This is a genomic window from Klebsiella sp. HN106, assembly GCF_051209435.1.
GTDB lineage: Bacteria > Pseudomonadota > Gammaproteobacteria > Enterobacterales > Enterobacteriaceae > Klebsiella > Klebsiella oxytoca.
Genome location: NZ_JBLURD010000005.1, coordinates 295,114 through 310,877, shown reverse-complemented (window position 1 = coordinate 310,877; position 15,764 = coordinate 295,114). Strand labels below are relative to the sequence as shown.

Annotated in this window: 14 protein-coding genes; 6 read left to right on the top strand and 8 right to left on the bottom strand. The window is 54.2% G+C overall.

Annotation, left to right across the window (positions count from 1 at the left end):
- Positions 1-407: 407 nt before the first annotated feature.
- Together ACSIPU_RS15705 and mdtD are read left to right on the top strand one after the other, a co-directional pair.
- A complete protein-coding gene (locus ACSIPU_RS15705; RefSeq protein ID WP_004107328.1) occupies positions 408-1,109 on the top strand; it encodes a FadR/GntR family transcriptional regulator in 702 nt (233 codons plus the stop codon).
- A 12-nt stretch (positions 1,110-1,121) separates the two neighbouring features.
- Positions 1,122-2,519 (top strand): multidrug transporter subunit MdtD, encoded by a 1,398-nt coding sequence (mdtD, locus tag ACSIPU_RS15700; protein ID WP_004107327.1) that lies wholly within the window; start codon positions 1,122-1,124, stop codon positions 2,517-2,519.
- Here mdtD and rbsR read toward each other — a convergent pair.
- The 7 genes from rbsR to kup form a co-directional block, all read right to left on the bottom strand.
- The gene (gene rbsR / locus ACSIPU_RS15695) at positions 2,516-3,499 is read right to left on the bottom strand and encodes a ribose operon transcriptional repressor RbsR (RefSeq protein ID WP_004107325.1); all 984 of its coding nucleotides are present in this window, start codon (positions 3,497-3,499) and stop codon (positions 2,516-2,518) included. The genes mdtD and rbsR overlap by 4 nt on opposite strands.
- 12 nt (positions 3,500-3,511) lie before the next feature.
- Positions 3,512-4,444, bottom strand: a complete 933-nt coding sequence (gene rbsK, locus ACSIPU_RS15690; protein WP_024274853.1) for a ribokinase — start codon at positions 4,442-4,444, stop codon at positions 3,512-3,514.
- 98 nt (positions 4,445-4,542) lie between these two features.
- Positions 4,543-5,433: a ribose ABC transporter substrate-binding protein RbsB gene (gene rbsB / locus ACSIPU_RS15685; protein ID WP_195606984.1), complete on the bottom strand. Its 891-nt coding sequence runs from the start codon at positions 5,431-5,433 to the stop codon at positions 4,543-4,545.
- A gap of 27 nt (positions 5,434-5,460) precedes the next feature.
- Positions 5,461-6,426: a ribose ABC transporter permease gene (rbsC, locus tag ACSIPU_RS15680; protein WP_004855792.1), complete on the bottom strand. Its 966-nt coding sequence runs from the start codon at positions 6,424-6,426 to the stop codon at positions 5,461-5,463.
- A 5-nt stretch (positions 6,427-6,431) separates the two neighbouring features.
- On the bottom strand, positions 6,432-7,937 hold the full coding sequence (rbsA, locus tag ACSIPU_RS15675; protein WP_004107317.1) for a ribose ABC transporter ATP-binding protein RbsA: 1,506 nt from the start codon (positions 7,935-7,937) through the stop codon (positions 6,432-6,434).
- Positions 7,938-7,947: 10 nt separating this feature from the next.
- Positions 7,948-8,367, bottom strand: coding sequence for a D-ribose pyranase (gene rbsD, locus ACSIPU_RS15670; RefSeq protein ID WP_004116762.1), 420 nt, complete (start codon positions 8,365-8,367; stop codon positions 7,948-7,950).
- 182 nt (positions 8,368-8,549) lie between these two features.
- Positions 8,550-10,418: a low affinity potassium transporter Kup gene (kup, locus tag ACSIPU_RS15665; RefSeq protein ID WP_004107313.1), complete on the bottom strand. Its 1,869-nt coding sequence runs from the start codon at positions 10,416-10,418 to the stop codon at positions 8,550-8,552.
- Positions 10,419-10,635: 217 nt separating this feature from the next.
- Between kup and ravA the strand changes: the two genes are divergently transcribed.
- Together ravA and viaA are read left to right on the top strand one after the other, a co-directional pair.
- Complete coding sequence (gene ravA / locus ACSIPU_RS15660; RefSeq protein ID WP_004116756.1) at positions 10,636-12,135, top strand: ATPase RavA; 1,500 nt, start codon at positions 10,636-10,638, stop codon at positions 12,133-12,135.
- Positions 12,132-13,580: an ATPase RavA stimulator ViaA gene (gene viaA / locus ACSIPU_RS15655; RefSeq protein ID WP_142472395.1), complete on the top strand. Its 1,449-nt coding sequence runs from the start codon at positions 12,132-12,134 to the stop codon at positions 13,578-13,580. Before ravA ends, viaA begins: the two co-directional genes overlap by 4 nt.
- A 7-nt stretch (positions 13,581-13,587) precedes the next feature.
- Here the strand turns inward: viaA and asnA are convergent, their stop codons facing one another.
- On the bottom strand, positions 13,588-14,580 hold the full coding sequence (asnA, locus tag ACSIPU_RS15650; protein ID WP_004107308.1) for an aspartate--ammonia ligase: 993 nt from the start codon (positions 14,578-14,580) through the stop codon (positions 13,588-13,590).
- A gap of 152 nt (positions 14,581-14,732) precedes the next feature.
- Between asnA and asnC the strand changes: the two genes are divergently transcribed.
- Both asnC and mioC read left to right on the top strand, forming a co-directional pair.
- Entirely contained in the window at positions 14,733-15,191 is a 459-nt protein-coding gene (gene asnC, locus ACSIPU_RS15645; protein ID WP_004107306.1) for a transcriptional regulator AsnC, read from the top strand.
- Between the two features lie 91 nt (positions 15,192-15,282).
- Positions 15,283-15,723, top strand: coding sequence for an FMN-binding protein MioC (mioC, locus tag ACSIPU_RS15640; RefSeq protein WP_004107304.1), 441 nt, complete (start codon positions 15,283-15,285; stop codon positions 15,721-15,723).
- Positions 15,724-15,764: the final 41 nt, after the last annotated feature.

Here is a 15,764-nt window from a genome sequence, read left to right as displayed (position 1 = left end):
GTCCGAAGACGTTAAGAATCCATGTCACTTTGAGTGCCCACACAGATTGTCTGATAAATTGTTAAAGAGCAGTGCAACGCGGCTTTCGCTCACCGTTGCGAGGTGGCGTATATTACGCTTTCCTCATTCAGAGTCAAGCGTTTAATTTCGCTTTTCTCTGCCGGTATTCATCGCTGAATCCCGCTGACCCGGCGGGCTGTAAGCCGTTGTTCCGTGTCAGTGGGAGCGCATTATAGGGAGTAATTACGAAGTGACAAGGGGAAATTTCAAAAAACTTTTCAACCGCCTCTTTTTTCATCATTACGCCGTGTAATGTAGCAAAAAAGCGGCGTTTTGCCGTTTTAACCAACGAAGCACGCCGCCAGATGGCATACTGATAAGGTAAAAAAGAGAAAGGAACGGCATTTATGTCTTTAAGCGCACAGCAGTTGGCGGCACAAAAGAACATCTCCTGGGTATTAGCGGAGAAACTAGCTCAAAAAATCCTGACCGGGGAATACCCGCCAGAAAGTATCCTTCCCGGAGAGATGGAACTGGGTGAGCAGTTTGGCGTGAGCCGTACGGCCGTGCGTGAAGCGGTTAAAACGCTTGCTGCGAAAGGGATGCTTTTACCTCGTCCACGGATCGGAACGCGGGTGATGCCCCGCAGCAGCTGGAACTTTCTCGATAAAGAACTACTCGCATGGTGGTTAACGGAAGATAATTTCGCTGAAGTTGTCGGCCATTTCCTCGTTATGCGCGAAAGCCTGGAGCCCCAAGCCTGTTTTCTGGCGTCAACCTCAGGCACGCCGGAGCAGAAGGCTCAACTCAACGCTTTGATGGAGGAGATGGTTGAGCTAAAGAGGAACTTTCAGCGCGAGCGCTGGATTGAGGTCGATATGGCCTGGCATGAACATATATATGAAATGAGCGGCAATCCTTTCCTGACCTCTTTCGCTTCTTTATTTCATTCGGTTTACCACACCTACTTCACTTCGATTACCCAAAATGAAGTGGTGAAGCTGGATCTCCATCAGGCAATCGTTGATGCCATTCTGGATAGCGACGGCTTGCGAGCGCTGAGCGCCTGCCAGGCGTTGTTGAGTGCCCCCAACCATTCCGACAAATAGTAAAGGTATCGAATGACCAAAAAGAAAGCCCGCAGTATGGCCGGGCTGCCATGGATCGCAGCGATGGCTTTTTTTATGCAGGCGCTTGACGCTACCATTCTGAATACGGCCCTTCCCGCTATCGCCCATAGCCTTAACCGTTCACCGCTTGCGATGCAATCGGCCATTATCAGCTACACGTTGACGGTAGCCATGCTTATCCCGGTCAGCGGTTGGCTGGCCGACCGCTTCGGCACGCGGAAAGTATTTATCATCGCCGTCAGCCTGTTTACCCTCGGTTCCCTGGCCTGCGCGCTTTCCAACTCCCTGATGGAACTGGTTATCTTCCGCGTCATTCAGGGCATCGGCGGAGCGATGATGATGCCGGTTGCGAGGCTGGCGTTACTGCGCGCCTATCCGCGCAGCGAACTGCTGCCGGTACTCAACTTCGTCACCATGCCTGGCCTGGTCGGCCCTATCCTCGGCCCCGTGCTCGGCGGCGTACTGGTGACCTGGGCAAGCTGGCACTGGATATTCCTGATTAATATTCCCATCGGCATTATCGGAATCGTCTACGCTCGCAAGTACATGCCGGATTTCACCACGCCACGACGGCGCTTCGACACGCTCGGTTTTATCCTCTTTGGCCTGAGCCTGGTGCTGTTTTCCAGTGGAATCGAGCTGTTTGGCGAGAAGATTGTTGCCACCTGGATGGCTCTGGCCGTTATCGCCCTGAGCATCGTTTTAATGTGGGCCTATATTCGCCACGCTCGCCGTCATCCCACACCGCTCATTTCGCTATCCTTATTTAAGACGCATACCTTCTCTGTTGGGATCGCGGGAAACCTGGCCACGCGCCTGGGCACCGGCTGCGTTCCGTTCCTGATGCCGCTGATGCTCCAGGTTGGCTTCGGCTATCCGGCGATTATTGCTGGCTGCATGATTGCACCTACGGCTATCGGTTCCATTATTGCGAAATCAACCGTCACCCAGATACTTCGCTGGTTCGGCTACCGTAAAACGCTGGTTGGGGTCACGGTATTCATCGGCCTGATGATCGCTCAGTTTTCGCTGCAATCTCCGGATCTGTCGATCTGGATGCTGCTGCTGCCGCTATTCGTTCTGGGGATGGCGATGTCCACTCAGTTCACCTCAATGAACACCATCACGCTCGCCGATTTAACCGATGAAAACGCCAGCAGCGGCAACAGCATGCTGGCCGTCACTCAGCAACTCTCTATCAGTCTCGGGGTCGCCGTTAGCGCGGCGGTGCTGAGGTTTTATGAAGGATTTGATAGCGCAAATACCATTGAGCAATTTCATTACACCTTTATTACCATGGGGGCTATCACCGTGGTATCGGCGCTGGTATTTACTTTATTAAGAGCAAAAGATGGCCGCAACCTGATTAAGGAGCGGCATAAGCGTTAGGCTGAGCCACGAACCACCAGCTCAGGCGTTAACTGCACGCGCTGCTGTTTTTGTCCCGGATCGGCCATGCGGTGAATCAGCACATCGATGGCCAGTTCGCCCAGCTCATCTTTCGGTTGATGAATTGTGGTTAGCGGCGGCGTCATATAGCGCGCCAGTTCGATGTCGTCATAACCCACCAGCGCCATGTCCTGCGGAATACGCAGGCCGCTCTGGTAAAGGGCCTGATAGGCGCCCACCGCCATCGCATCGTTACCGACAAATACTGCCTGCGGTAGCTCTGACAGCGTCAGCAGCGTCTGCATGGCGCTGAATCCGCCGCCAAATTCAAAATCGCTGCTAATCACATATCCTTCCGGTACCGCAAGTCCGGCTCGAGTCATCGCAGCCTGATATCCCTCCAGGCGCAATCGGGCTGGCGTTTTATCCAGCGGACCCGCGATACAGGCAATCCGACTATAGCCCTGGTCAATCAGATACTGGGTCGCCATATCGCCGCCGAGCAGAGAGTTATCCTGAATCAGATCGCTATCGCCGTCGAACGGCGCCCAGTCCATCATCACCGTCGGTACAGAAGGATAGCGCTGCATAATTTCCGGCGAAGGCTGATGAGTTTCAGTGCACAACAGGAGTAAACCATCGACGCGCTTTTGCATCAGCGTCTCAAGATTACGGTTCATCCGCTGCTCATCGCCTTCGGTATTACACAGTACCAGGCTATAGCCTCGCTCAAAGCAGCTACGTTCCACGCCGCGCACCAGCTCCGAATAAAACGGGTTGGTACTGGCGGTAATAAGCATGCCTATGGTGCGGGTTTGGTTTAATTTAAGGCTGCGCGCCAGCGCAGACGGCGCGTAGTTCAGGCTTTTAATCGCGGCATCGACTTTAGCGGTAATTGCTTCGCTAACGAAACGATCTTTGTTGATGACATGAGAAACCGTCGAAGTGGAAACGCCCGCTATGCGGGCTACATCCTTCATGGTGGCCAAGCGTTACCCCTGTTGACGTAAAAATTCGTCTATTTCTTTTCGCCAGGGCACGGAGGGCTGGGCCCCTTTGCGGGTGACGGCGATAGCGGCGGCGGCATGGGCAAAACGAATCGCCTGCGCCAGTTCACTACCTTCAAGCAGCGCGGTGACCAGCGCACCATTAAAGGTATCGCCAGCGGCTATGGTATCTACCGCCTGCACTTTAAAGCCGGGCACCCGACGACCTTCACCTTCGCAGCTGGCCCATACGCCACGGCTGCCAAGGGTAATGATCACCGTACCGATACCTTTATCATGGAGCACTTTGGCGGCTTTTGCCGCATCATCGTCGCTTTCCACGCGCACGCCGGTGAGCTTTTCCGCTTCGGTCTCGTTAGGGGTAATGATATCTACCAGCGTGAGCAGCTCATCGGGCAATTCACGTGCCGGCGCCGGATTGAGGATGACTGAGGTTTGATTCTGGTGAGCGATTTTCGCCGCGGCCAGTACGCTTTCCAGCGGTGATTCCAGCTGCATCAGCAGCGCCTGCGCGCCAGCAATACGCTCTTTTTCCGCATCAACCTGCGCAACGGAGAGCGCGGCATTAGCACCGGCATGAATACCGATAGTATTCTCACCTTCAGCGTTAACAAAAATCAGCGCCACGCCGGTTGATTCTCCGGTGACGGCTCTGACCGGCGAAACGTCAATATTGTCGCTTTCCAGCTGGTGACGAACGCGCTCGCCAATGTCGTCATCGCCGGTACAGGCGATAAAGGAAATATTAGCCCCGCTGCGTCCGGCAGCAACGGCCTGGTTTGCGCCCTTACCGCCAAAAGCGACCTGATAGTGATGACCGGTAACGGTTTCACCAGGCGTTGGGAAGGCGTCGAGATTCAGGATGTGATCGGCGTTGATACTGCCAAGGACGACAAGTTTGCCTGCGGTTTTCATAATCAATATTCCCGGAAAGCGCGCCACCGGGATCCGGTGGCGCATGCCCTGCTTTTCTTTATTATGTTGTCCCTCGGACCGTCGCCGATCCGAATCGCACATTATTGCTTAATGACCAGTTTCAACTCAACCGGGTAGCTGGTATCCACTTTTTCGCCCTTCAGCACTTTATCGGCGGTCTCAACGCCTTTAACGCCGATCTGCTCCGGTAGCTGGGCGATGGTCGCAGCCAGTTTGCCACTATTAACCGCTTTTTCGCCATCCGGCGTGCCGTCAAATCCAACAACCATCACATCAGATTTGCCTGCCGTTTGTAGCGCACGCAGCGCGCCCAGCGCCATTTCATCGTTCTGGGCAAATACCGCCTGCACATCAGGATGCGCCGTCAGCAAGTTCTGCATGACGTTCAGACCCTTGGTACGGTCAAAATCTGCCGGCTGGCTGGCCAGTACGTTAAACTTGTGCGCAGCAACGGCCTGCTGGAAACCTTCACCACGTTCGCGCGCCGCGGAGGTCCCGGCAATGCCTTGTAGTTCAATGATCTTCGCGTTTTCGCCGACTTTCTTCGCGATATAGTCACCGGCCATCTTACCGCCCAGCACGTTGTCAGATGCAATATGGCTTACCACGTCGCCTTTTGACGCCTGACGGTCGAGGGTGATAACCGGAATTTTCGCCTGATTAGCCAGCTTCACGGCGTTACCCACCGCATCGGAATCCGTAGGGTTGATCAGCAGCAGTTTGGTGCCACGAACGGTTAAATCCTGAACGTTAGCCAACTCTTTGGCCGGGTTATTCTGGGAATCCAGTACCACCAGGTTATAGCCAAGTTTGTCCGCTTCTTTTTGCGCGCCATCCTTCAGCGAGACAAAGAACGGGTTGTTAAGGGTAGAGATAACCAGAGCGATAGTATCTTTTGCCATCGCGTTTGCGCTTACGGTCGCACTTAACGCTACAGCAGAGACCAGGGTCGCCAGTTTTTTCATATTCATAGTTAAGATGTCCTGTAGAGTTCTCAGTTACTGCTTCTTGTTATCTACCAGTACCGCCAGCAAAATGACCACCGCTTTCACGATCATCTGGTAATAGGATGAAACGCCTAATAAATTCAGGCCGTTGTTCAGAAAGCCAAGGATCAACGCACCAATCAGCGTGCCGACAATACGGCCTTTACCGCCCGCGAGGCTGGTACCACCGAGCACCACCGCCGCAATCGCATCCAGTTCATATCCTGTGCCCGCCGTCGGCTGCGCGGAAGAGAGACGCGCGACCTCAATAATCCCGGCCAGCGAGGCCAGCATGCCGCACAAAGAATAGACGATGATTTTAACTTTATTCACGCTGATACCGGAAAGGCGCGTTGCCGCCTCGTTACCGCCGAGCGCATAAATATAACGGCCCAGGCGAGTATGGTGCAGCATGTACCAGGCGGCCAGGAAAACGATCGCCATAATCCACACCGGCGTTGGGATCCCCAGCGGACGACCAATCCCGAACCAGCCGAACAGATCGGCGTTGTCGGTAAAGCCGGTATTTACCGGGCTTCCATTGGTATACACCATCGTCACGCCGCGCAGCAGCAGCATCATGACCAGCGTAGCGATAAATGCCTGCACGCGCCCTTTCGCCACAATCACGCCGGTCACGGCGCCGATAGCCGCGCCTAATGCCAGCGCAGCGGCCACGGCCACCAGTGCGTTGACCTCAATCCCGACAATTGAAGCAGCAACCGCGCCGGTCAGAGCCAGCAGAGAACCGACGGACAGGTCGATACCCGACGTCAGGATAACCAGCGTCATCCCTACCGCCATAATGGCGTTAACTGAAGTCTGCTGCAGAATATTGAACAGGTTATTCACGGTAAAAAAGTTGGGGCTCATGGTCGAGACAATCGCAATCAGCACCAGCAGGGCAATCAGCGATTTTTGCTCCATCAGCCACGCTTTTGTGAAGTAGCGACGACCAGAAACAGCCGGGTTATTCATCTTTTTTACTCCTGATTCACACGATTAAGCTTGCCCACAGCGGCAGCCATCAATACTTCCTGGGTGGCCTGCTCGCGTGTGAATTCACCGCCGAGATGCCCTTCATGCATCACCATGATGCGATCGCTCATGCCCAGCACTTCCGGCATCTCCGAAGAGACCAGAATGATGCTCAGACCTTCGGCTTTGAACTGATTAATCAGCTGGTAGATCTCTTTCTTCGCCCCGACGTCGACGCCGCGGGTCGGCTCATCAAGGATCAATACCTTCGGGCGGGTCATCAACCCGCGGGCTATCGCGACCTTCTGCTGATTACCGCCGGAAAGTAGCCCAATGGCCTGCTCCATCGAAGGCGTTTTCACGTTAAACAGGCGGATAAAATCACTCACCGCCTGTTGTTCATCTTTGTGCTTGAGACTACCGCCGCCGCGGCTGAAGTAACGCAGCGCGGTCAGCGACATGTTCTCTTTAACCGACATGCCGAGCACTAAACCGTCGCGCTTACGGTCTTCTGAGATGTAGACGATTCCGTTGGCCAGACCATCCTGCGGGGAACGCGTAACAACTTCGCGTCCATCCAGCGTGACCGAACCGCTGCTGCGCGGCAGCGCACCGTACAGCACCTTCATCAGCTCGGTGCGCCCGGCGCCCATCAGCCCGGCGACGCCGAGAATCTCGCCCTGACGCAGAATAAAGGAGATATTTTCCACGCCCGAACCGCACAGGTTGTCGACCTTAAGACGAACAGCGCCCGGGGCTTTGTCCAGATGCGGGTACTGATCTTCCAGCTTACGGCCGACCATCATCTCAATCAGCAGATCTTCATCCAGACTGGCCACTTCACGCTCGGCGATAAACTGCCCATCGCGAAATACCGTGACGTCATCGCAAATCTCGAAGATCTCTTTCATACGGTGGGAGATATAGACAATACCGCGCCCCTGCGATTTCAGTTCGCGGATTACGCGGAACAGGGATTCGGTCTCGGTGTCGGTCAACGCATCGGTGGGCTCATCCATAATGATGACCTTCGACTCAAAGCTCAGCACCTTAGCGATCTCAACCATTTGCTGATCGCCTATCGATAAATCCCCCACCAGCTTCTGGCTGTTAAAACGTAGATTCAGCTTTGCCAGCAGCTTATCGGCTTCGGCGTACATCGTTTTCCAGTCTATTTTGCCAAAGCGATTCACAAATTCACGGCCGAGGAAAATGTTCTCAGCGATCGTCAATTGGGGGATCAGGTTTAGCTCCTGGTGGATGATGCCAATTCCGGCTTCCTGAGAAGATTTGGGACCGTTGAAGGTGGTCTCTTTACCCAACCACAGCAGCGAACCGGCATCGCGGGAGTAAATGCCGGTCAGCACTTTCATCATCGTGGATTTACCGGCGCCGTTTTCCCCGACCAGCGCCATCACGCGGCCCGGATATACGTTTAGCGAGGCGCCGGAGAGCGCCTTGACGCCAGGGAACGATTTATCGATCCCTTTTAATTGCAATAAGGCTTCCATAGCGGCGACCTCAGAACGTCACGCCGGCACAGAGAATAACGTTCGCATACGGGGAACATTCCCCGCTGCGAATCACCGCCTGACTATCTGCGGTTTCTTTTTTGAACTGCTCATGGCTGGTGTAACGAATTTCAATGGTGTTTCCCTGGTGTTGCTGCAGCTGCTCAAGATGATTGAGCAACGTCGCGTGGAGCTGCGGATTAAGCGTTTTAATCTCTTCCGCGAGGATAGCCGCTTCAACCTGCATTTCGCTAGTCACCACCTCCAGAACCTGCATAAAGGAGGGCACCCCGTGGGTTAACGCCATATCGATACGGGCGCTGCTGCGGGGAACAGGTAACCCGGCATCGCAAACTACCAGCGTATCGGTATGACCCAGGCGGGAGATGACCGACGAAATTTCAGCATTGAGGACGGTACCTTTTTTCATTTTCTCTTTTACTCCACTAGCGAAACGTTTCGCTGGTATAAGTATTAGCAATAAGAGAACAGAAAACCATCACCAGATGTGAGAATTGTGATCGTCATCGAAACGTTTCGCAAGTCTGAAGAGTTAAAGCCAGAAGCGTTCAAATAAACAAAAAGCCCTTCATCAAGAAGGGCTTTAGCGCATCAGATTTCAACCTGGGTGCCGAGCTCAATAACCCGGTTCGGCGGGATTTCGAACTGGTCAGGCGCTCGCAGAGCGTTGCGCTGCAGCAGAAGATAAAGCTTGCCGCGCAGGCGCAGGTACCATGGCCGCTTGCCGATGATCAGCGACTCATGAGACATAAAGAAGGAGGTCTCCATCATCCGGCAGCTCAGGCCTTCCAGCCCACAGCGGTGGAAAACTTCTTCGACATTCGGCGTTTCCCGCCAGCCGTAGCTGGCTACTACGCGCCAGAACGACGGCGAAATCTGCTCAATCTGTACGCGACGAACGTTATGCACGTACGGCGCATCTTCAGTACGCAGCGTGAGCAAAATCACCCGCTCGTGCAGCACCTTATTATGCTTAAGGTTATGCAACAGCGCGAAAGGAATGACGTTCAGCGCGCGCGACATATAGACGGCGGTACCCGGAACGCGGACCGGCGGCGATTTCTCCAGAGAAGAGATCATCGCTTCCAGAGAATTACCGTGCTCATGCATCCGACGCAGAAGGCGGAAACGCTCGCTTTTCCAGGTGGTCATGATGGTAAACATCACCAGGCCGAGGGTCAGAGGCAGCCAGCCGCCGGAGACGATTTTATCGAGGTTCGCGGAGAAGAGCGGGATATCAATGCACATAAAGGCAACCAGCAGCAGCGCCACAACGAACTTATTCCAGTGCCAGTTTTGACGCGCTACCGTCGTGAACAGAATGGTGGTCAGCACCATCGTCCCCGTCACCGCAATACCGTAGGCCGCCGCCAGATTCGAGGAGTGCTCAAAGTTAACAATGACGATGACCACCGAGATATAGAGCAGCCAGTTGATAAACGGAATATAAATCTGCCCGGACTCCATTTCCGAAGTATGAATAATCCGCATCGGCGACAGGTACCCCAGGCGCACCGCCTGCCGGGTTAGCGAGAAGACGCCAGAGATAACCGCCTGTGAAGCGATAACCGTCGCCAGGGCGGCAATAATCAGCATGGGAATGAGCGCCCACTCGGGCGCCAGCAGAAAGAACGGGTTTTTAATCGCTTCCGGGTGTTTGAGCAGCAGCGCGCCCTGACCAAAGTAGTTAAGCACCAGTGAAGGCAGTACTACCGAAAACCAGGCCAGGCGAATCGGCAGTTTACCAAAATGCCCCATATCCGCGTACAGCGCCTCCACGCCGGTAATCGACAGCACTACCGCGCCCAGCGCCACAAACGAGACGGTTTTATATTCGAGGAAAAAGTGTACCGCCCAGTAAGGATTCAGCGCCTGCAGCACTTCCGGGTTAGCAAAGATACTGCGCGCGCCCAGTACCGCCAGCAGCAGGAACCAGATCAGCATAATCGGCGCGAACAGCTTACCGACCATGCTGGTACCGTGCTTTTGAATGGCAAATAGCAGCGTCAGAACGATGATGGATATGGGGACCACCCACGTATCCAGGTCCGGGGCGATAATTTCCAGCCCCTCTATCGCCGACATCACCGAGATGGCAGGCGTAATCACCACCTCGCCATAAAAGAAGCTGCCGCCGATAAGCCCAAGGATCACCAGGATGGAGGTTGCGCGCGCGGAGGTGTTTCGCCCCGCCAGCGACATTAACGTCAGGATCCCGCCTTCGCCGGCATTGTCTGCCCGCATCACGAAGGTGATGTATTTGAGTGATACGGTGAGAATTAATAGCCAGAAAATGAGCGACAGGAAGCCAAAAACAGCATCACGCTCAACGCCAAAGCCAAACTGGCCGGACAGACATTCACGAAGTGTATACAGTGGACTGGTACCGATATCGCCGTATACCACGCCGATTGCCGCCAGCGTTATTGCCGGCAGCGATTGCTTATTATCAGTGCTCATAGACTAGTCTTTTCGTTTATAAAACAAATGTGTGCCTAGTCCCTTGGCCCACAAAAAGCGCACAGTATGCACGATTATTTGCTGAATCGTACCCCTAACTGACATCATCTTAACCTGACTCAAAGAAAATAAATCGATTCTTCAGGCTATTACCACCCCTAAGCAAACATCTATACTCGACCTAACAACGACATTCTAAAAAGCACGCAACTCTATTATGGCTCAATCACATTTACTGGCAGAAAGAATTTCCCGGCTCAGCGCCGCTCTGGAAAAAGGACTCTTCGAACGCAGCCACGCCATTCGCCTTTGCCTGCTTGCCGCACTCAGCGGCGAGAGCGTTTTTCTGCTGGGTCCACCGGGCATTGCCAAAAGTCTGATCGCCCGACGCCTAAAATTCGCCTTCCAGCAGGCTCGCGCATTTGAGTACCTGATGACGCGTTTTTCCACGCCGGAAGAAGTTTTTGGCCCGCTCTCCATTCAGGCGCTAAAAGATGAAGGACGCTACGAGCGTTTGACCGCGGGTTATCTTCCGGAAGCCGAAATTGTTTTCCTCGATGAGATCTGGAAAGCTGGCCCGGCGATCCTCAATACGCTGCTGACGGCAATAAACGAACGCCATTTCCGCAACGGGGCAACCGAAGAAAAAATCCCTATGCGCCTGCTGGTGGCGGCGTCGAACGAACTCCCCGAAGCAGACAACAGCCTGGAGGCGCTATACGATCGGATGCTTATCCGTTTATGGCTGGATAAGGTTCAGGATAAAACCAACTTCCGCTCAATGCTGATAAGCCAGCAGGACGAGAACAGTAACCCCGTCCCGGCGAATCTACAGGTCAGCGACGAGGAGTTTCAGCAATGGCAGCAGGATATCGGCAGCGTTAAGCTGCCGGACAGCGTTTTTGAACTTATTTTCCAGCTGCGCCAGCAGTTAGATACGCTGCCGAACGCGCCGTACGTCTCAGATCGTCGGTGGAAAAAAGCCATTCGTCTGCTGCAGGCCAGCGCCTTTTTCAGCGGCCGCGACACTATCGCGCCAATAGACCTGATCCTGCTGAAAGATTGCCTGTGGCACAATATTGAGACGATGAACCTGATGTCCGCGCAGCTGGAGACCTTAATGACCAGCCACGCCTGGCAGCAGCAGGCAATGCTCACTCGCCTGGGGTCGATTATCCAACGACGTATTCAGCTTCAACAGCAGCAAAGTGATAAAACCGCGCTAAAAGTAAACCGTCTTGGCGGTATGTTCAGCCGTAAACCTCATTATGAACTGCCCGCTGAAGTGCAGGAACCCACGCTGACGCTGCTCCTCCAGCAGCCGCTTAAGCTGCACGACCTGGAAGTGATTCATATTACGTTTGTTCGTGAAGAGCTTGCTCACTGGCTGGAGAAAGGGGGTGAGATTCGTGGCAAGCTCAACGGTATCGGTTTTGCCCAGCCGCTGAATATGGATGTCGATACCAGCCAGCATCTGGTCGTGCGCGATGTCAGCTTACAGGGGTCGCGACTTTCCCTGCCCGGTAGCGAATCACGGGAAAATATGCCGGCCGAAATCCGGCAGCAGCTGGAAGCGCTGGACGACGAATGGCATCAGCAACATAACCGCTTCAGCGAACAGCAGAAATGTCTGTTTATTCCCGGTGAGTGGCTGGGACGCATTGAGGCCAGCCTGCAGGACGTCGGAACGCAGATTAAACAGGCGCGTCAGTCATGACGCTGGACATGCTGAATGTCATGCTGGCAGTCGGCGAAGAGGGTATGATCGATGAGATGCTGCTGGCGCTGCTGGCGGCACCTCAACTGGCGGTATTCTTTGAAAAATTCCCGCGCCTAAAAAATATTATCGCCGCCGACATTCCGCGCTGGCGGGAAGCGGTCAGATCGCGACTTAAAGAGACCAATATCCCCCCCGAGCTGGATGCGGAGGTTCAGTGTTATCAGCAATCACAGCGGCTTTCTACCTCGCAGTTTATCGTCCAGCTTCCGCAAATTTTGAGCCAGCTGCATAAGCTGCACTCCCCTTTTGCCAGCCAGGCCCAGCAGCTGGTGGATAACAACAGCACCTTTACGCCAGCGCTGCACACGTTATTCCTCCAGCGCTGGCGCCTGAGCCTGGTGGTGCAGGCAACCTCCCTTAATCAGCAACTGCTGGATGAAGAGCGCGATCAGCTACTGAGCGAAGTTCAGGAACGCATGACCCTCAGCGGCCAGCTGGAGCCGGTGCTGGTGGAAAATGACAATGCGGCGGGGCACCTGTGGGACATGAGCGCTGGCGAGCTGAAGCGAGGCGACTATCAGCTGATCGTGCGCTACGGCGACTTTCTAAGCCAACAACCCGAGCTCATGCAGCTCGCTGAACAGCTGGGACGCTCACGTGAAGCGAAAGCGGTGCCGAAAAAAGATGCGCCGATGGAAACCTTTCGCAGCCTGGTGCGCGAACCGTCCACCGTACCGGAGCAGGTGGACGGGCTTCAGCAGAGCGACGATATTCTGCGTTTGTTGCCGCCAGAGCTGGCTACCCTCGGTATCACCGAGCTGGAGTTCGAGTTCTATCGTAAGCTGGTTGAAAAGCAGCTGCTGACCTATCGGCTTCACGGCGATGCGTGGAAAGAAAAGATCACCGAACGGCCGGTCACTCGCCAGGATTTTGATGAACAGCCGCGCGGACCCTTTATCGTCTGCGTCGATACTTCCGGCTCAATGGGCGGTTTTAATGAACAGTGCGCCAAGGCGTTTTGTCTGGCGCTAATGCGGGTCGCTCTGGCGGATAACCGCCGCTGCTTTATTATGCTGTTTTCCAGCGAGGTGGTGCATTACGAACTTACCGGACCACAGGGGCTGGAACAGGCGATCCGCTTTCTGAGCCAGCGCTTCCGTGGCGGCACCGATCTGGCCAGCTGTTTCCGGGCAGTGATTGAGCGTATGCAGAATCCGCAGTGGATCGATGCCGATGCGGTAGTCATTTCAGATTTTATCGCACAGCGCTTGCCGGATGAGGTGATCAATAAGGTGGGAGAGCTACAGCATAAACATCAGCATCGCTTTCATGCGGTGGCGATGTCGGTACACGGCAAGCCCGGTATTATGCGCATTTTCGATCATATCTGGCGCTTTGATACCGGGCTGCGTAGCCGCCTGCTGCGACGCTGGCGGCGTTAATCACGCATTAAAGAAGAGCGGCAACGCTTTGACGAACCTGTGTCGGCCATACGCCGCACTGTACCTGGCCGATATGGTCAAGCTGCAGGAGCAGCATCGTCAGACGAGACTGACCAATGCCGCCGCCGATAGTCTGCGGCATCTCTCCGCGCAGCAGCGCCTGGTGCCATTCCAGCTTCAGGCGATCTTCATCACCGGTAATCGCAAGCTGGCGCTTCAGCGCTTCGGCATCCACGCGGATCCCCATTGAAGAGAGCTCGAAGGCATCTTCCAGAACCGGGTTCCATACCAGAATATCGCCGTTCAGACCGGCATAGCCTTCAGCAGCCGGCGTGCTCCAGTCATCATAATCCGGCGCGCGAACATCGTGGCGCTGACCATCGGAAAGCTTGCCGCCGATGCCGATCAGGAATACCGCCCCCAGCTCTTTAGCAATCGCCCGTTCACGACCTTTGGCATCAAGATCCGGATAGCGGCTTAAAAGCTCCTCGCTATGAACAAACTGGATCGTCTCCGGCAGAAACGGCTTGAGGCCAAATTCTTTACTGACGGCGTCTTCGGTAGCTTTGATCCCGGCATAGATCGCTTCAACGGTCGATTTCAGCGTTCCGCAGTGGCGTTCTCCGTCACCCATTACGCGCTCCCAGTCCCACTGGTCAACGTAAACGGAATGGATGGGCGTTAATCGGTCTTCATCGGGGCGAAGGGCCTTCATGTGCGTGTACAGCCCTTCGCCCGCGCTGAAGTCGTGTTGTCCCAGGGTTTGACGCTTCCACTTCGCCAGTGAATGAACCACTTCGAACTGGGCGTCTGGCAGTGTTTTCACTTTAACCTGAACCGCTTTTTCGCAACCAGAAAGGTTATCCTGAGTTCCATCGCCCACGCGGCTTAAGATCGGCGCCTGAACTTCGATCAGGCCGAGCTTCTCTTCAAGCTGACGGGAAAAGTGTGACTTAACGAAACTAATCTGGCGTTGTTTTGCGATGTATGCGGTTTTCATTTTTTATAACTCCTGCGTCCTGTTGCCATTGATTAAGCAACAAAACAGCGCTGCAATTCAATAATCCCACAACAAAAAGCCAGCATCGATTTTGATTCATTAAAATTTGAGGCTAAAATAGAAAGATTCGTCAAACTTCATAAGAAAAACCTATGGAAAATTATCAGATCGACAATCTGGACCGCGGCATCCTTGAGGCCTTAATGGCCAACGCGCGCACCGCTTATGCTGAACTGGCAAAACAGTTTGGCGTCAGTCCGGGAACCATTCACGTTCGCGTGGAGAAGATGAAGCAGGCCGGAATTATCACTGGCGCACGGATTGACGTGAGCCCAAAGCAGCTGGGCTACGATGTGGGATGTTTTATCGGCATCATTCTGAAAAGCGCCAAAGACTATCCCTCGGCGCTGGCGAGGTTAAACAGTCTGGATGAGGTTACCGAAGCGTACTACACCACCGGGCACTACAGTATCTTTATAAAAGTCATGTGCCGATCGATCGATGCGCTCCAGCATGTACTTATCAACAAGATCCAAACAATTGATGAAATTCAGTCCACCGAAACGCTGATCGTGCTGCAAAACCCGATTATGCGTACCATCCGCCCGTGATCGGACTTTTTAATCCCACATTTTTCCACAGGTAGATCCCAGCTCGCTCACAGCGTACAATACGCCACTCTGAATAGTGGAGCGGGCGATCATGGCAGAGATAACTCTTATCAGCGGCAGTACGCTGGGTAGCGCAGAATATGTGTCAGAACATCTGGCGGAAAAGCTGGAAGAGGCTGGTCACAGCACGACTATTCAGCACGGCCCGCTGATTGACGATCTACAGGCGGAAGGGATCTGGCTGGTTATCTCTTCTACTCATGGCGCCGGCGACATTCCCGATAACCTTCTGCCTTTTTATGAAGCGCTTCAGGAAAAGCAGATCGACCTTTCTGCGGTCCATTTTGGCGCAGTCGGTATCGGTAGTCGTGAATATGACACCTTCTGCGGAGCGATTGATAAGCTGGAGTCGGCGCTGAAGGCCTGCGGGGCAAAACAGATTGGCGAAACGCTAAAAATTAACGTCCTCGAACATGAAATTCCGGAAGATCCGGCTGAGGTCTGGCTGGGATCCTGGCAAAAATTGCTCTGAGAATTGTAAAGATCATACTTTCTTCTGTGGATAACTATGCT